The following is a 13,322-nucleotide window of genomic DNA, read 5'->3' as shown; positions in this document are numbered from 1 at the left end:
CGGCGCGCCGCGCGCAGCGCCTCCGCGCCGGGCGCGGGCGGGGCCGCGGTCGGGTCGGGATGCGTGGCGGCGGCCGCCGGGGCAACTGGGGCGGCCGCATCGGCTTCCGCCTCGCCGTCGGGCTCGTCCACGATGCGCATCAGGAAATCGTCGCGCTCGGGCGCCTCGCCCTCCCACGACCGGGCGGGGCCGAAGAACGGCTCGCCCTTGAACTTGCGCCGTTTCGGGATCGCGACGAAGCAGACCGGCCGGAAGCCGTGGCCGCGCGCGAAGGCCTCGGCCTCGTCCAGCGTCTCGCGCGCGACCGCGGCGATCAGCGTCTTGCCGGCCTTCTCGGACCAGTCGTAGCGGAGCTCGTCGAGCGTGTAGGGCGTCGCCCCCTCGAGCACCTCGCGCACCCGCGGCTCGGGATCGCCCGGCGCGGCCGCGCAGTCGAGATATTTGATCTGGTCGTTCGGGATGACGAGCTTGACCGCCTCGGTGCCCGCCCCCGATCCGAGAGCGGCCTGGCGCAGGCGCGCCATCTCCGTCTCGAGGTCGGCGTCGAGAGAGGCCTCGCCGAGGACGATCCAGCCCGCCGGCGTGCGTTCGAGCAGCGAGATGCCGTCGAACGACAGGTTGAGCGCGAGATCGGGTTTCATGCCGCCTGTCCTACCATTCCTGCGACCTGCTGTTGAGTCACAACGCGGGCTGGAAACCGTTCTACAGCAGGGACCTGCCCAGCAAAAGACGCCTGCCTTGCGGTGGGCGGAGGGACGCGCGTATGTAGCGTGAACGTGATCCCCGAGCGAAGGAGTGCCGCCATGCGCACGTTTCCCGCCCTGCTACTTTCCGCCTGCCTCGCCGCCCCCTTCGCCCTGCCGGCCGCCGTCGCGGCGCAGCAGGTCCAGCAGCAGCCGCAGATCACCGTGACCGGCGAAGGCGAGGCCGCCGCCGCGCCCGACATGGCCACGATCAGCCTCGGTGTCGAGGTCGATGGCGACACCGCCGCCGCGGCCATGGACGGCGCCTCGGACGTGGTGTCGCGGATCCTCGACCGGCTCGAGGGCTTCGAGGTGGCGCCGCGCGACGTGCAGACCTCGTCGCTGTCGCTCGACCCGCTGCGCACCGGGCGCGAGGGCGAGACGCGGCCGCGCATCGACGGCTACGTGGCCCGCAACCAGGTGACGGTGCGCGTGCGCGACCTCGACCAGGTGGGCCAGATCCTCGGTGCGGTGCTCGAGGACGGGGCGAACACGCTGGGCGGGCTCGACTTCGCGGTCGCCGATCCCGATCCGCTGATCGACGAGGCGCGCCGCGCTGCGGTGGCCGATGCCCGCGCCAAGGCGGAACTCTACGCCGAGGCCGCCGGCGTGCGGCTCGGCCGCGTCCTGCGCCTGGACGAGGTCGGCGGCATGCCGCGTCCGATGCCCATGGCCGAGATGCGGATGGCCGCGGACGTGCCCGTGGCGGGCGGCGAGACCGGCTACTCCGCGCAGGTCAGCGTGGTCTTCGAACTGCTGCAGTGACGCCTGGCGCGGCGCGGCCTCACCGCGCCGCCTCCGCGGCCGCCTGGGCCTCCGCCGCCATGTCGCGGTAGCGGTTCAGGACGTAGACCCGGATCGCCGAGGCGAGCCCGGTTTCAAGCTCTCGTGCCGCGTCGATCTCGGCCGCGAGCGCGTTGGCGGGCTTGCCCTCGGCGCGGGCTATCTCGCGGAAGGCGATCCAGAACGCGTCCTCGAGCGACACCGACGTGCGGTGGCCGCGCAGTGTCAGCGACCGCTTGACCGGCCGGCCGCTCACCTGTCGGGATCGTCGGGGCCGCCCGCGCGGGGACCCAGGGCATGGCCGTCGATGTGGCGCGCCGCACGCGCGGCATCGTCCGCCTCGCGTGCCTTCTGCGCCTTCGTCCGGCCGAACTTCGCCGCATTGCCGTCGGCCTGCGCGCGCCGGTCGGCGCGGGCACGGTCCTTTCGGGCGCGGTTGAGGTTCACGACCTTGCTCATGGCGGGCAGGATAGCGGGTGCGCGCGGGCCGTCAACGGCGGCCCGCGCGCGACGCGTCGCTCAGTCCTTCGGACCGATCATGTCCTCGGGACGCACGACGCGGTCGAAGGTCTCCTCGTCGACGAAGCCGAGCTTGACCGCTTCCTCGCGCAGGGTGGTGCCGTTCTTGTGCGCGGTCTTGGCGACCTTGGTGGCGTTGTCGTAGCCGATGGTCGGCGCCAGCGCCGTCACCAGCATCAGGCTTTCCTTCATGAGCTTCTCGATGCGCGCCTCGTTGGCCTCGATCCCCGACACCATGTTGTCGGTGAAGGCCGAGGCGGAATCGCCCAGGAGCTGCATGGATTGCAGGACGTTGTAGCTCATCATCGGGTTGTAGACGTTGAGCTCGAAATGGCCCTGGCTGCCGGCGAAGCCGACCGCCGCGTCGTTGCCCATGACATGCGCGCAGACCATGGTCAGCGCCTCGGCCTGCGTCGGGTTCACCTTGCCCGGCATGATCGACGAGCCGGGCTCGTTCTCGGGCAGGATCAGCTCGCCCAGCCCCGAGCGCGGGCCCGACCCGAGCAGCCGGATGTCGTTCGCGATCTTGAAGAGCGACGCGGCCACGGTCTTGAGCGCGCCCGAGAACATCACCATGGCGTCGTGCGCGGCGAGCGCCTCGAACTTGTTGGGCGCGGTCACGAAGGGCAGGCCCGAGATCTCGGCGATGTGGGCCGCGACGGCCGTGTCCCAGCCCTTGCGGGTGTTGAGGCCGGTGCCGACGGCGGTGCCGCCCTGCGCCAGTTCGTAGATGTCGGGCAGGCAGGCCTCGACCCGCTCGATCCCCTTCGCGACCTGATGCGCGTAGCCCGAGAATTCCTGCCCGAGCGTCAGCGGCGTCGCGTCCTGGGTGTGGGTGCGGCCGATCTTGATGATGTGGGCGAACGCCTCGGACTTGGCCACGAGCGCTGCGTGAAGCTTGCGCAGGCCGGGGAGCAGCACGTCGCGCGCCGACATGCCGATCGCCACGTGCATGGCGGTCGGGAAGGTGTCGTTCGACGACTGGCCCATGTTGCAGTGATCGTTCGGGTGCACGGGCGTCTTCGAGCCCATCTGGCCGCCCAGCATCTCGATCGCACGGTTCGAGATCACCTCGTTGGCGTTCATGTTGGACTGGGTGCCCGACCCGGTCTGCCAGACCACGAGGGGAAAGTTGTCGTCGAAGCGGCCGTCGATGACCTCCTGCGCGGCGGCGGCGATGGCCTCGCCGATCTCGCGGTCGATGCTACCCTGCGCGATGTTGGCCAGCGCGCAGGCCTTCTTGATCGTGCCGAGCGCCCGGATGATCGGCACCGGCTGGCGTTCCCAGCCGATGGGGAAGTTCATGATCGACCGCTGGGTCTGCGCGCCCCAGTACTTGTCGGCGGGAACCTCGAGCGGTCCGAAGCTGTCGGTCTCTGTGCGGGTGGCGGTCATCGGGCGCATTCCTCGGGTTGCGTCAGCTGAATGTCGACAGCGGGATACCGAAGCGGCACGATCCGGGCAACCGGCTTCGCGGCCGCGCGGGCGTCGCGCGGGCGGCGCGTCCACCGGTCAGGCAGGTGTCACTTGCGGAAGGAGTCGAGGCTCACGACGTCGGCGTCCTTCTTTTCGGACGGCTTGTCGGCGGCTTGCTCGCGCGGCTTGACCTCGGCGGGGCGGGGGCGCTGCGGCGGCTCGCTGTCGTCACCGTCCTGCGTCTCGAACCGGAGGCCGAACTCGACCGAGGGGTCAACGAAGGTCTTGATGGCGTCGTAGGGGATGTAGAGGCGTTCGGGCGCGTCGCCGAAGTTCAGCGTGACGGCGAAGCCCTCGTCGGACACGTCGAGGTCGCTGAACCAGTGCTGCATGACCACCGTCATCTCGCCCGGGTAGCGATCCGACAGCCAGTCCGCGATCTCGACATCCGGGTGGCCGGTGTCGAAGGTGATGAAGAAATGGTGGTCGCCCGGCAGGCCTTCTGCCGCGACGCCTTCCAGGACTTCCTGGATCAGCCCGCGCATGGCGCGGTGCATCAGATTGCCATAGTCGATGCCCTGGGACATGACCGCCGCCTTTCCGTTTGACGGGGCCACCATATTCGATCTGAACGGAAACGAAAGGGGCCGGGCCGCGAAAAAGCCCGTGCCTCAGGCAGGTGGCGCCGGGACGAGCGCCAGCGCGCCGCCCGCCGCCGCGCAGACCGCCAGCGTCACGAGGGGCCCGCGCCCGAGCACCAGCATCAGGACGCCGGCGAGCGCGGTCAGCGCCACCGCGGCGGGATCCACGCTCGCGGGCACGGGCAGCGCGATCGCCGTGGGGCCCACGTCCCGCACCTCGGCGAAGAGGACGTGGATCGCGAACCAGAGCGACAGGTTCAGGATCACGCCCACCACCGCCGCCGTCACCGCGGCGAGCGCGGCGCGCAGCGCCGGCCGCGCGAGCAGCGCCTCGACATGCGGGGCAAAGGCGAAGATCCACAGGAAACACGGCAGGAACGTCATCCAGAGCGTGAGGACGCCGGCCGCGACCGCGCCGGCGACGCCCGCCGCCCCGTGCCCCGCGATCATGCCCACGAACTGCGTCACGAGGATGAGGGGCCCGGGCGTCGTCTCGGCCAGCCCGAGCGCGTCGATCATCTGGCCCGCGTCGAGCCAGCCCTCCGCCTCGACCACGACCTCGGCCATGTAGGCGAGGACGGCATAGGCGCCGCCGAAGGTCACCACCGCGAGCTTGGCAAAGAACGCCGCGAGGTCGAGGAAGAGGCCGCCGCCGGCGAGCCAGAGGATCGGCAGCGGCAGGAGCCACAGCCCCGCCCAGAGCGCGACCACACCGGGCGAGGGCGCGGGCATCGCCGGGGCCTCGGTCGCCTCCTGTCCCGTGCCGCCCGCGCGTCCCGTGAGCCAGCCGAACGCCGCGGCCCCCGCCACGATCAGCGGGAAAGGCACGGACAGCGCCCAGATGGCGAGGAAGGACACGGCCGCCACGCCCACCATGGCGCCGCCCGTCAGCCCCTTGCGCGTGAGCCGCACCAGCGCCTGGACGACGATCACGATCACCGTCGCCTTGACGCCGAGCAGCACCGCCTCGAAGCCCGGCGCGCTGCCATAGCTCAGGTAGATCAGCGCGAGCGCGCCGACGACCAGCGCCCCGGGCAGCACGAAGAGCGCCCCGGCGATCACCCCGCCCGCGATGCCCGCAAGCCGCCATCCGGTATAGGTGGCAAGCTGCATGGCCTCGGGGCCGGGCAGGAGCATGCAGAAGCTCAGCGCGTTCAGGAACTGCCGCTCGGTCAGCCAGGGCCGTTCCTCGACGCATTCGCGGTGCATGAGGGCGATCTGCGCGGCCGGGCCGCCGAACGACAGCCAGCCGATGCGGTGAAAGACGCGCGCAAGCTCGCCGCGTGTGGGTGCAGTCATCGCCGGTCCTGCGCGCTCGTTGCCGTTCCGCGCGCGACACCTAGCCCGCACCCGTCCGCACGTCAAAGCGCAAGGTTCGCGGAGCGTCTGACGATTTGGGAGAAAGTGCAGGCTTCTGTTGCCAGGTGCCTGCGAACCCCGCCTTACGCTGCTAGGCGCAAGGGCTTAGATTTCGGTTTTCCGCACTGCTTACGCAGCGAGGGCAACCGGAGCACGATTGTCGTTGGCAATTATGCTTTACGGACCGATAACGGTGGTACCTCACCGGGACAAAGCCACCCCTTTAGACGTTCGTCGATCCTATTTCGGCCCCATGGTCCCCCCAACGACGGGATGATTTGGTGGAGCCGCCGGGTACCGCCCCCGGGTCCGATCCGCTTATTCCGAGCGCGTTTATGTCCATAGTCCCGTTGCCGAGACACCCGTAATGTAGGCGATCCGCGCGGCGCTGCAAAGGGCCGCGAACGGGAAAACTTGCGGCGCGCCGTCGCGGACTTGTCTCGGGCGCGCGGATCCTCGACCCTCGCCGCGCGGCGCGCCGCGCGCTTGCGCGGGATGACGGGGGATGGCCATGGTCGATGCCGGATACTGCCTGTGGATGGCGCGCTACAACGCCTGGCAGAACCGTCAGCTGCGCGCGATCTTCGCCGACATGTCCGCGGCCGAACTCGCGCAGGAGCGCGGCGCGTTCTTCGGGTCGCTGCTCGGCACCGCGAACCACGTCCTCTGGGCGGACCGCATGTGGATGTCGCGCCTCGTGGGCGGGCCCGCGCCCGGGGGCGGCATCTCGGACAGCCCCCGGTTCACCGACTCGGCGCGCGACTGGGACATCGCGCGCTTCCGCGCCGATGCCGACATCCTGCTCTGGGCCGAGCGGCTGCGCAGCGTCGAGCTGACCGGCATGCTCTCGTGGCATTCCGGCGCGCTCGGCCGGCGGGTCGAGAAGCCGCGCGCGCTCTGCGTGGTGCACATGTTCAACCACCAGACCCATCACCGCGGCCAGATCCACGCCATGCTGACCGCCGCCGGCCGCGCCGCGCCGGTCACCGACCTCGCCTTCATGCCCGAGGACGGCCCGTCGCTCTGATCGCCCGCGGTGCGCTGCAGGTTGCCGCGCCCGCCCGTCGCGGTATGTCTCGTGGGAGGCCGCGGCGACGTCGCGGAAGACGAATGGCACGCCACGGAAGGGAGCGCAGCGATGGTCAGGGCACTTGTGGTCGAGAAGGACGAGGAGAGCGGCAAGACCCGCGCCGGGGTGCAGGACATCGCCGAGAGCGACCTGCCCGAGGGCGACGTCACCGTCGCGGTCGAGTACTCGACGCTGAACTACAAGGACGGGCTCTGCATCGGCCCGGGCGGCGGGCTGGTGCGCCGCTACCCGCACGTGCCGGGCATCGACTTTGCCGGCACCGTCGAGGCGTCCGACGATCCCCGCTACGCGCCGGGCGACAAGGTGGTGCTGACCGGCTGGCGCGTGGGCGAGGCGCATTGGGGCGGCTACGCCCAGAAGGCGCGGGTCAAGGCCGACTGGCTGGTGCCGCTGCCCGAGGGGCTCGGGACGCGGCAGGCCATGGCGGTGGGCACCGCGGGCTTCACTGCCATGCTCGCGGTCATGGCGCTCGAGGACCACGGGCTCGCGCCGGGGCAGGGGCCGGTCCTCGTTACCGGCGCCTCGGGCGGCGTCGGGTCGGTGGCCACCGCGATCCTCGCGCGGCTCGGCTACGAGGTCGCCGCCGTCACCGGCCGTCCCGAGGGGGCGGATTACCTGCGGGGCCTCGGGGCCACGCAGATCGTGCCCCGCGAGGACGTGGCTGAAACCGTCAAGCGTCCGCTCGAGAGCGAGACCTGGTCGGGCTGCATCGACGCGGTGGGCGGCGCCATGCTCGCCCGCGTGCTGGGCCAGCTCAAGTACGGCGCCTCGGCGGCGGCGGTCGGGCTCGCGGGCGGCGCGGACCTTCCGGCCAAGGTGGTGCCGTTCCTGCTGCGCGGCGTGAACCTCCTCGGCATCGACAGCGTGATGCAGCCCTACGAGAACCGCCTGCGCGCCTGGGAACGCATCGCCCGGGACCTGCCCATGGACAGGCTCGAGGCGATGGTGACGCCCGCCACGCTCGAGGACCTGCCGAAGCTCGGCGCGGACATCCTCAAGGGACAGGTGCGGGGCCGGGTGGTGGTCGACCTCACGGCCTGACGGATCCGCGCGGAAACGTGCCGACGGGCCGGCCGCGCCGGCCCGCGCGCCTGTGTCGGCTGGCCCGGGGCGCGTTGGAACCGGATCGGACTCCGCCGCGTTCGCGCGCGCGAACGCGTGATGGCGGATGGGGTTCCCTTCACGCGCCTTCAAATTTTTAGCCATTCGGTTCAAGATGTTGGATACGTTTCGCGAATATCGCCGCGGCGGAGCGGGAACATCGCGTCGCCGCCGGTTCACCCCGGCCTAATTCTGTGAAACGACTGCGCCATCCCAGAACCGTAACCACCAGAGGAGGACGATGCCGCATGGCGGACACATCATCCGAAGGTCTCGACATCCCGTCGCCGGACGGTGACGTCAACACCATCGACACCGACTACAAGGTCGGCCAGGACAACATCACCCCGAAGTTCGGCCCGCTGGTCTTCGACATCCACAACCCGGTCTTCCTGATCTCGTCGCTGACCACACTGGCCTTCGTGCTGGTCACGCTGATCTTCCAGGATCAGGCTTCCGCGGTCTTCAACTGGCTGTTCACCTTCGTCACGACCCGCTTCGACTGGCTGTTCCTGTCGGCGGCGAACATCTTCGTCGTGTTCTGCCTTGCGCTCATCGTCAGCCCCTGGGGCTCGGTGCGGCTCGGCGGCACGGATGCCGAGCCCGATTTCGGCTACCTGTCGTGGTTCGCGATGCTCTTCGCGGCGGGCATGGGCATCGGCCTCATGTTCTTCGGCGTGCTCGAGCCCGTCTACCACATGCAGGTATCCGGTCCGCTCGGGCTCGAGGGGCCGCTCAACGACGACGGCAGCGTGAACCCCGACCTCGTCGCCGAGGCACGCGCCCACGGCCTTGCCGCCACGATCTTCCACTGGGGTCTGCACCCCTGGGCGATCTACGCGGTGGTGGCGCTCGCGCTCGCGCTGTTCACCTACAACAAGCAGCTTCCGCTCTCGATCCGCTCGGCGTTCTACCCGCTTCTCGGGGACCGCGTCTGGGGCTGGCCGGGCCACGTCATCGACATCATCGCGGTGTTCGCCACGCTCTTCGGCCTGACCACCTCGCTCGGGCTCGGCGCGCAGCAGGCGACCTCGGGTCTGCACTACGTCTTCGGCCTGCCCGAGACGCTGAACACGCAGATCATCGTGATCATGGGCGTGACAGGGGTCGCGCTGATCTCGGTCGTGCGGGGCATCGACGGCGGCGTGAAGGTGCTGTCGAACGTCAACATGTTCCTGGCCGCGGCGCTCCTGCTCTTCGTGTTCCTGGCCGGTCCGACGCTGCAGATCCTCAGCGACTTCTGGATCGGGCTGTCGACCTACGCGCAGGACGTGGTGCCGCTCTCGAACCCGTTCGGGCGCGAGGATGACAGCTACCGCGAGGGCTGGACCTCGTTCTACTGGGCGTGGTGGATCTCCTGGTCGCCGTTCGTGGGCATGTTCATCGCCCGCGTCAGCCGCGGCCGCACGGTGCGCGAGTTCATCACCTGCGTGATCCTGATCCCGACGCTCGTGTCGGTGTTCTGGATGGCGGTCTTCGGCGGCACGGCCATCAACGACGTGCTGACGCTCGGCCCGGACAGCGGCGTCTACCAGAACGTGATCGCGAGCTACAACGACTCGATCGCCATGTTCGCCATGTTCGGCGACCTGCCGTTCACCATGATCACCTCGACGCTGGGGATCGTGCTGGTGCTCGTCTTCTTCATCACGTCCTCGGATTCGGGGTCGCTGGTGATCGACACCATCACCGCCGGCGGCAAGACCGAGGCGCCCACCGCGCAGCGCGTGTTCTGGGCGGTGACCGAGGGGGTCGTGGCCATCGTGCTGCTGATCGGCGGCGGCCTCACGGCGCTCCAGGCGATGGTCAACGCGACGGGCATCTTCTTCACGCTGATCCTGCTCGTGATGTGCTGGTCGATCTTCAAGGGCCTGCGCTCCGAACCGCGCTGAGCCCCGGCTCATCGCGACACCACCCCCGGGCGCGCCCACCGCGCCCGGGGGTTTTTTGTGCCCAGCGCCGGGACACCGGCCCCCCCTTGCGGCCGCGGCGCGGTTCCGGTTCTCTCGCGCCCGACGACGGACAGGCAAGAGGACATGCGGCCATGCAACTCGACATCGACTGGGTGAGGGCGCAGTTCCCCGCCTTCGCCTCCGAGGCGCTCGCCGGGCAGCTGCACTTCGAGAACGCGGGCGGCTCCTATGCCTGCCGGCCGGTGATCGACCGGCTGACCCGCTTCTACACCGAGCGCAAGGTCCAGCCCTACGGCGCCGCCGATCCCTCGCGCCTCGCCGGCGAGGAGATGGACGAGGCCCGCACCCGGCTCGCGGCGCTCATGGGTGTCGCCCGCGACGAGGTGAGCTTCGGCCCGTCGACCACGCAGAACACCTACGTGCTGGCGCAGGCCTTCCGCGAGCACCTGTCGGACGGCGATGCCATCGTCGTCACCGAACAGGATCACGAGGCCAATTCGGGGCCGTGGCGCAGGCTCGCCGATGCCGGCATCGAGGTGCGCGAGTGGCGCATCGACCCCGCGACCGGCCATCTCGACCGCGAGGCGCTGGCGGCCTTGCTGGGCGACGGGCGCGTGCGGCTCGTCTGCTTTCCGCATTGCTCGAACGTCGTGGCCGAGATCAACCCGGTGGCGGAGATCGTGGCGCAGGTGCACGCGGCGGACGCGGTGGCCTGCGTCGACGGCGTCAGCTACGCGCCTCACGGGCTGCCGGACGTGGCCGCGCTCGGCGCCGACATCTACCTCTTCTCGGCCTACAAGACCTACGGGCCGCATCAGGGGATCATGGTGATCCGCCGCGCGCTGGGCGAGGCGCTGCCGAACCAGGCGCATTTCTTCAACGCCGGAAGCCTTTACAAGCGCTTCACGCCCGCCGGGCCCGACCACGCGCAGATCGCGGCCTCGGCCGGAATCGCCGACTACCTCGAGGCGATGGCCGACCGTCACGGCATCGCGCCCGCGGACACCCACGACCTGATGCGCGCGCACGAGATCCGGCTCCTGCAGCCGCTGCTCGACGCGGTGACGGGGCGGAACGGCGTGCGCCTCCTGGGGCCGGCCGATGGTGCCACCCGGGCGCCGACCGTGGCGCTCGACGTGCCCGACCCGCAGGGCGCGGCCCGTGCGCTCGCCGCGCGGGGCATCAATGCCGGAGCGTCGGATTTCTACGCGGTGCGTCCGCTCAAGGCGATGGGAATCGATCCGGCGCGGGGCGTGCTGCGCCTGAGCTTCGTGCACTACACGTCCGAGGACGAGGTGCGCACGCTGGTCTCGGCGCTCGAGGACGCGATCTGAACCGGGCGGGCAGGGGAGGCAGTCAGCGCCCCTGCCGGCGCGCCATGAAGGCGAGCCGCTCGAACAGGTGCACGTCCTGCTCGTTCTTCAGCAGCGCGCCGTGCAGCTTCGGCAGGGCGCTCGCCCCGTCGCGGCGCAGGTCCTCGGGCGCCAGGTCCTCGGTCAGAAGCAGCTTCAGCCAGTCCAGCACCTCCGAGGTCGAGGGCTTCTTCTTCAGCCCCGGCGTCTCGCGGATCTCGTAGAACTGCGTCAGCGCGGTGGTCAGAAGGTCTGACCGGATGTCCGGGTGGTGCACCTCGACGATGCGCTTCAGCGTGTCGGGATCGGGAAAGCGGATGTAGTGGAAGAAGCACCGCCGCAGGAACGCGTCGGGCAGCTCCTTCTCGTTGTTCGAGGTGATGATGACGATCGGCCGGTGGCGCGCCTGCACCGTCTCGCCGGTCTCGTAGACGTGGAACTCCATCCGGTCGAGTTCCTGCAGCAGGTCGTTCGGGAACTCGATGTCCGCCTTGTCGACCTCGTCGATCAGCAGGACCACCTTCTGCTCGGCGGCGAAGGCCTGCCACAGCTTGCCGCGGCGGATGTAGTTGCCCACGTCCGCGACCCGCGCCTCGCCCAGCTGGCTGTCGCGCAGCCGGCTCATCGCGTCGTACTCGTAGAGGCCCTGCTGCGCCTTCGTGGTGGACTTGATCGACCATTCGATCATCGGCAGCCCCAGCGCGCGGGCGACCTGGCGGGCCAGTTCCGTCTTGCCGGTCCCGGGCTCGCCCTTGACCAGGAGCGGCCGCTCCAGGGCCACCGCGGCGTTCACCGCCACCGTCAGATCGTCGGTCGAGACATACTCGGCGGTGCCCTCGAATCTCATGCTGCGTCCGCTTCCCGATTTCCGCTTGCGCCTAGGGTCTTTCACCACCGGAATTACCCGTCAAGGCACGCTATTCGGTAGTGACATCTTCGAGACGTTGGTCTAAGTGCTGCCCGCAGGGGTGCCAGATATCTGGGGAAATTTCTATGGCAGATGTCGGCGTTGCAAGGGGAACCGCCATGAAGCCTGAGTCCTTCCTGCCCGATGATTACCGTCCGGCCGAAGACGAACCTTTCATGAACGAGCGCCAGCTCGAATATTTCCGCCGCAAGCTCGTCATGTGGAAGAACGACCTGCTCGCCGACAGCCGCGACACCATCGAGGGACTGCAGGACAGCACCCGCAACATCCCCGACGTCACCGACCGCGCGAGCGAGGAAACCGACCGTGCGATCGAGCTGCGCACCCGCGACCGCCAGCGCAAGCTTGTCGCAAAGATCGACGCCGCGCTGCGCCGCATCGACGACGGCGAATACGGCTACTGCGAGGTCACGGGCGAGCCGATCTCGCTCAAGCGGCTCGATGCCCGCCCGATCGCGACCATGAGCCTCGAGGCGCAGGAGCGCCACGAACGCCGCGAGCGCGTGCACCGCGACGACTGACCGCCCGCGCGGCGGGCGGCCCCGTGCCGCCGCCGCCGCGCGACCCCCCGGGTGCCGCGCCCGCTCCGTGCCCCGTTTCGACCGCGCACCGAAGGCGCACTGCCCGCGATGCACCCCGACAGACCCCTCGCCGACCTGAGCATCGCCGTCATCGGCGCCGGTATCGGCGGGCTGGCGACGGCCCTGACCCTGAGGCGCCTCGGCGCGCGGGTCACGGTTCTGGAACAGGCTCCCGCCATCACCGAGGTGGGCGCGGGCCTGCAGATCTCTCCCAACGGCATGGTCGTGCTCGACGCGCTGGGCCTCGCGCCCGCGCTCGACAGCGCGCCGCGCGCCCGTGCGATGTCGCTGCGCGACTTCCGAACCGGCAAGGAGGTGCTGCGCCTCGACCTCGCCGCGCGCGCCCGCGACCACCGCTTCGTGCACCGCGCCGACCTGGTGGACGTGCTGGCGGGCGCCGCGCGCGCCGCGGGCGTGCAGGTCAAGCTCCTGCAGAAGGTGGCTGACGTGGTGCCGGGCCCGCGCCCGCGCGTGGCGCTCGTGCACGGCGACACGTTCGAGGCCGACCTCGTGATCGGCGCGGACGGGCTGCACTCGGTGGTGCGCGGCGCGCTCGGGGCGGCGCCCGCCGCCACCTTCACCGGCCACGTGGCCTGGCGCGCGGTGGTGCCGAACGTCACCGCCCACCCGGCCGAGGCGCGCGTGCACATGGGGCCGGGCGGCCACGTGGTCAGCTATCCCCTGCGGGGCGGCGACGTGGTCAATCTCGTCGCCGTCGAGGAACGCCGCACCTGGACCGAGGAAAGCTGGAGCCGGACCGGCAACGGCGACGCCATGCGTGGCACCTTCTCGCATTTCGGCGGCGACGTGGCGCGGCTCATGGCCGAGGTCGACGCGCCGGGGCTCTGGGGGCTCTTCCGCCACCGCGTGGCGCCGCGCTGGCATGCCGAGGGCGT

13 protein-coding genes, 1 other RNA gene and 1 pseudogene are annotated in these 13,322 nt (G+C 70.3%); 7 read left to right on the top strand and 8 right to left on the bottom strand.

Annotated features, from left to right (window positions below):
• Positions 1-641 (bottom strand): annotated as a pseudogene (locus RISW2_RS21350) (hypothetical protein); the annotation flags it as partial.
• Positions 642-803: 162 nt separating this feature from the next.
• Between RISW2_RS21350 and RISW2_RS21345 the strand changes: the two are divergent.
• On the top strand, positions 804-1,508 hold the full coding sequence (locus RISW2_RS21345; protein ID WP_043774865.1) for an SIMPL domain-containing protein: 705 nt from the start codon (positions 804-806) through the stop codon (positions 1,506-1,508).
• 19 nt (positions 1,509-1,527) lie between these two features.
• Here RISW2_RS21345 and RISW2_RS21340 read toward each other — a convergent pair whose 3' ends face one another.
• The 6 genes from RISW2_RS21340 to ssrA all read right to left on the bottom strand — a co-directional run bounded on the left by RISW2_RS21340 (position 1,528) and on the right by ssrA (position 5,860).
• The gene (locus RISW2_RS21340) at positions 1,528-1,782 is read right to left on the bottom strand and encodes a ribbon-helix-helix domain-containing protein (protein ID WP_051492259.1); all 255 of its coding nucleotides are present in this window, start codon (positions 1,780-1,782) and stop codon (positions 1,528-1,530) included.
• Positions 1,779-1,985, bottom strand: a complete 207-nt coding sequence (locus RISW2_RS21335) for a DUF4169 family protein (protein WP_043774863.1) — start codon at positions 1,983-1,985, stop codon at positions 1,779-1,781. Before RISW2_RS21335 ends, RISW2_RS21340 begins: the two co-directional genes overlap by 4 nt.
• A gap of 60 nt (positions 1,986-2,045) precedes the next feature.
• On the bottom strand, positions 2,046-3,440 hold the full coding sequence (gene fumC, locus RISW2_RS21330; protein WP_043774862.1) for a class II fumarate hydratase: 1,395 nt from the start codon (positions 3,438-3,440) through the stop codon (positions 2,046-2,048).
• 128 nt (positions 3,441-3,568) lie between these two features.
• Complete coding sequence (locus RISW2_RS21325) at positions 3,569-4,048, bottom strand: SspB family protein (RefSeq protein ID WP_043774861.1); 480 nt, start codon at positions 4,046-4,048, stop codon at positions 3,569-3,571.
• Between the two features lie 84 nt (positions 4,049-4,132).
• The gene (locus RISW2_RS21320; protein WP_043774859.1) at positions 4,133-5,401 is read right to left on the bottom strand and encodes a chromate transporter; all 1,269 of its coding nucleotides are present in this window, start codon (positions 5,399-5,401) and stop codon (positions 4,133-4,135) included.
• 104 nt (positions 5,402-5,505) lie between these two features.
• Positions 5,506-5,860, bottom strand: a transfer-messenger RNA (tmRNA) gene (gene ssrA, locus RISW2_RS24295).
• 112 nt (positions 5,861-5,972) lie between these two features.
• Here ssrA and RISW2_RS21315 point away from each other — a divergent pair.
• The 4 genes from RISW2_RS21315 (at position 5,973) to RISW2_RS21300 (ending at position 10,899) form a co-directional block, all read left to right on the top strand.
• A complete protein-coding gene (locus RISW2_RS21315; protein WP_043774869.1) occupies positions 5,973-6,488 on the top strand; it encodes a DinB family protein in 516 nt (171 codons plus the stop codon).
• Positions 6,489-6,599: 111 nt separating this feature from the next.
• Positions 6,600-7,592, top strand: a complete 993-nt coding sequence (gene acuI, locus RISW2_RS21310; protein ID WP_043774858.1) for an acryloyl-CoA reductase — start codon at positions 6,600-6,602, stop codon at positions 7,590-7,592.
• Between the two features lie 308 nt (positions 7,593-7,900).
• Complete coding sequence (locus RISW2_RS21305) at positions 7,901-9,544, top strand: BCCT family transporter (RefSeq protein WP_051492254.1); 1,644 nt, start codon at positions 7,901-7,903, stop codon at positions 9,542-9,544.
• 152 nt (positions 9,545-9,696) lie between these two features.
• Positions 9,697-10,899 (top strand): aminotransferase class V-fold PLP-dependent enzyme, encoded by a 1,203-nt coding sequence (locus RISW2_RS21300; protein ID WP_043774857.1) that lies wholly within the window; start codon positions 9,697-9,699, stop codon positions 10,897-10,899.
• A 22-nt stretch (positions 10,900-10,921) separates the two neighbouring features.
• Here the strand turns inward: RISW2_RS21300 and RISW2_RS21295 are convergent, their stop codons facing one another.
• On the bottom strand, positions 10,922-11,764 hold the full coding sequence (locus RISW2_RS21295) for an AAA family ATPase (protein WP_043774856.1): 843 nt from the start codon (positions 11,762-11,764) through the stop codon (positions 10,922-10,924).
• A gap of 179 nt (positions 11,765-11,943) precedes the next feature.
• On the opposite strand from RISW2_RS21295, the gene dksA reads away from it, so the two are divergent.
• Both dksA and RISW2_RS21285 read left to right on the top strand, forming a co-directional pair.
• Positions 11,944-12,366, top strand: coding sequence for an RNA polymerase-binding protein DksA (dksA, locus tag RISW2_RS21290; RefSeq protein ID WP_043774855.1), 423 nt, complete (start codon positions 11,944-11,946; stop codon positions 12,364-12,366).
• Positions 12,367-12,474: 108 nt separating this feature from the next.
• Positions 12,475-13,322 (top strand): FAD-dependent monooxygenase (locus RISW2_RS21285; RefSeq protein ID WP_043774854.1); only part of this gene is annotated, 848 nt, incomplete at its 3' end.

The organism is Roseivivax isoporae LMG 25204, assembly GCF_000521865.1.
Lineage (GTDB): Bacteria > Pseudomonadota > Alphaproteobacteria > Rhodobacterales > Rhodobacteraceae > Roseivivax > Roseivivax isoporae.
The sequence above is the reverse complement of the archived record's forward strand: the minus strand, read 5'-3'. Positions and strand labels throughout refer to the sequence as shown.

Coding starts and splice junctions, on each gene's coding strand:
- RISW2_RS21345 (WP_043774865.1), top strand. CDS start 804: ATGCGCACGTTTCCCGCCCTGCTACTTTCCGCCTGCCTCGCCGCCCCC.
- RISW2_RS21335 (WP_043774863.1), bottom strand. CDS start 1,985: ATGAGCAAGGTCGTGAACCTCAACCGCGCCCGAAAGGACCGTGCCCGC.
- fumC (WP_043774862.1), bottom strand. CDS start 3,440: ATGACCGCCACCCGCACAGAGACCGACAGCTTCGGACCGCTCGAGGTT.
- RISW2_RS21325 (WP_043774861.1), bottom strand. CDS start 4,048: ATGTCCCAGGGCATCGACTATGGCAATCTGATGCACCGCGCCATGCGC.
- RISW2_RS21320 (WP_043774859.1), bottom strand. CDS start 5,401: ATGACTGCACCCACACGCGGCGAGCTTGCGCGCGTCTTTCACCGCATC.
- RISW2_RS21315 (WP_043774869.1), top strand. CDS start 5,973: ATGGTCGATGCCGGATACTGCCTGTGGATGGCGCGCTACAACGCCTGG.
- acuI (WP_043774858.1), top strand. CDS start 6,600: ATGGTCAGGGCACTTGTGGTCGAGAAGGACGAGGAGAGCGGCAAGACC.
- RISW2_RS21305 (WP_051492254.1), top strand. CDS start 7,901: ATGGCGGACACATCATCCGAAGGTCTCGACATCCCGTCGCCGGACGGT.
- RISW2_RS21300 (WP_043774857.1), top strand. CDS start 9,697: ATGCAACTCGACATCGACTGGGTGAGGGCGCAGTTCCCCGCCTTCGCC.
- RISW2_RS21295 (WP_043774856.1), bottom strand. CDS start 11,764: ATGAGATTCGAGGGCACCGCCGAGTATGTCTCGACCGACGATCTGACG.
- dksA (WP_043774855.1), top strand. CDS start 11,944: ATGAAGCCTGAGTCCTTCCTGCCCGATGATTACCGTCCGGCCGAAGAC.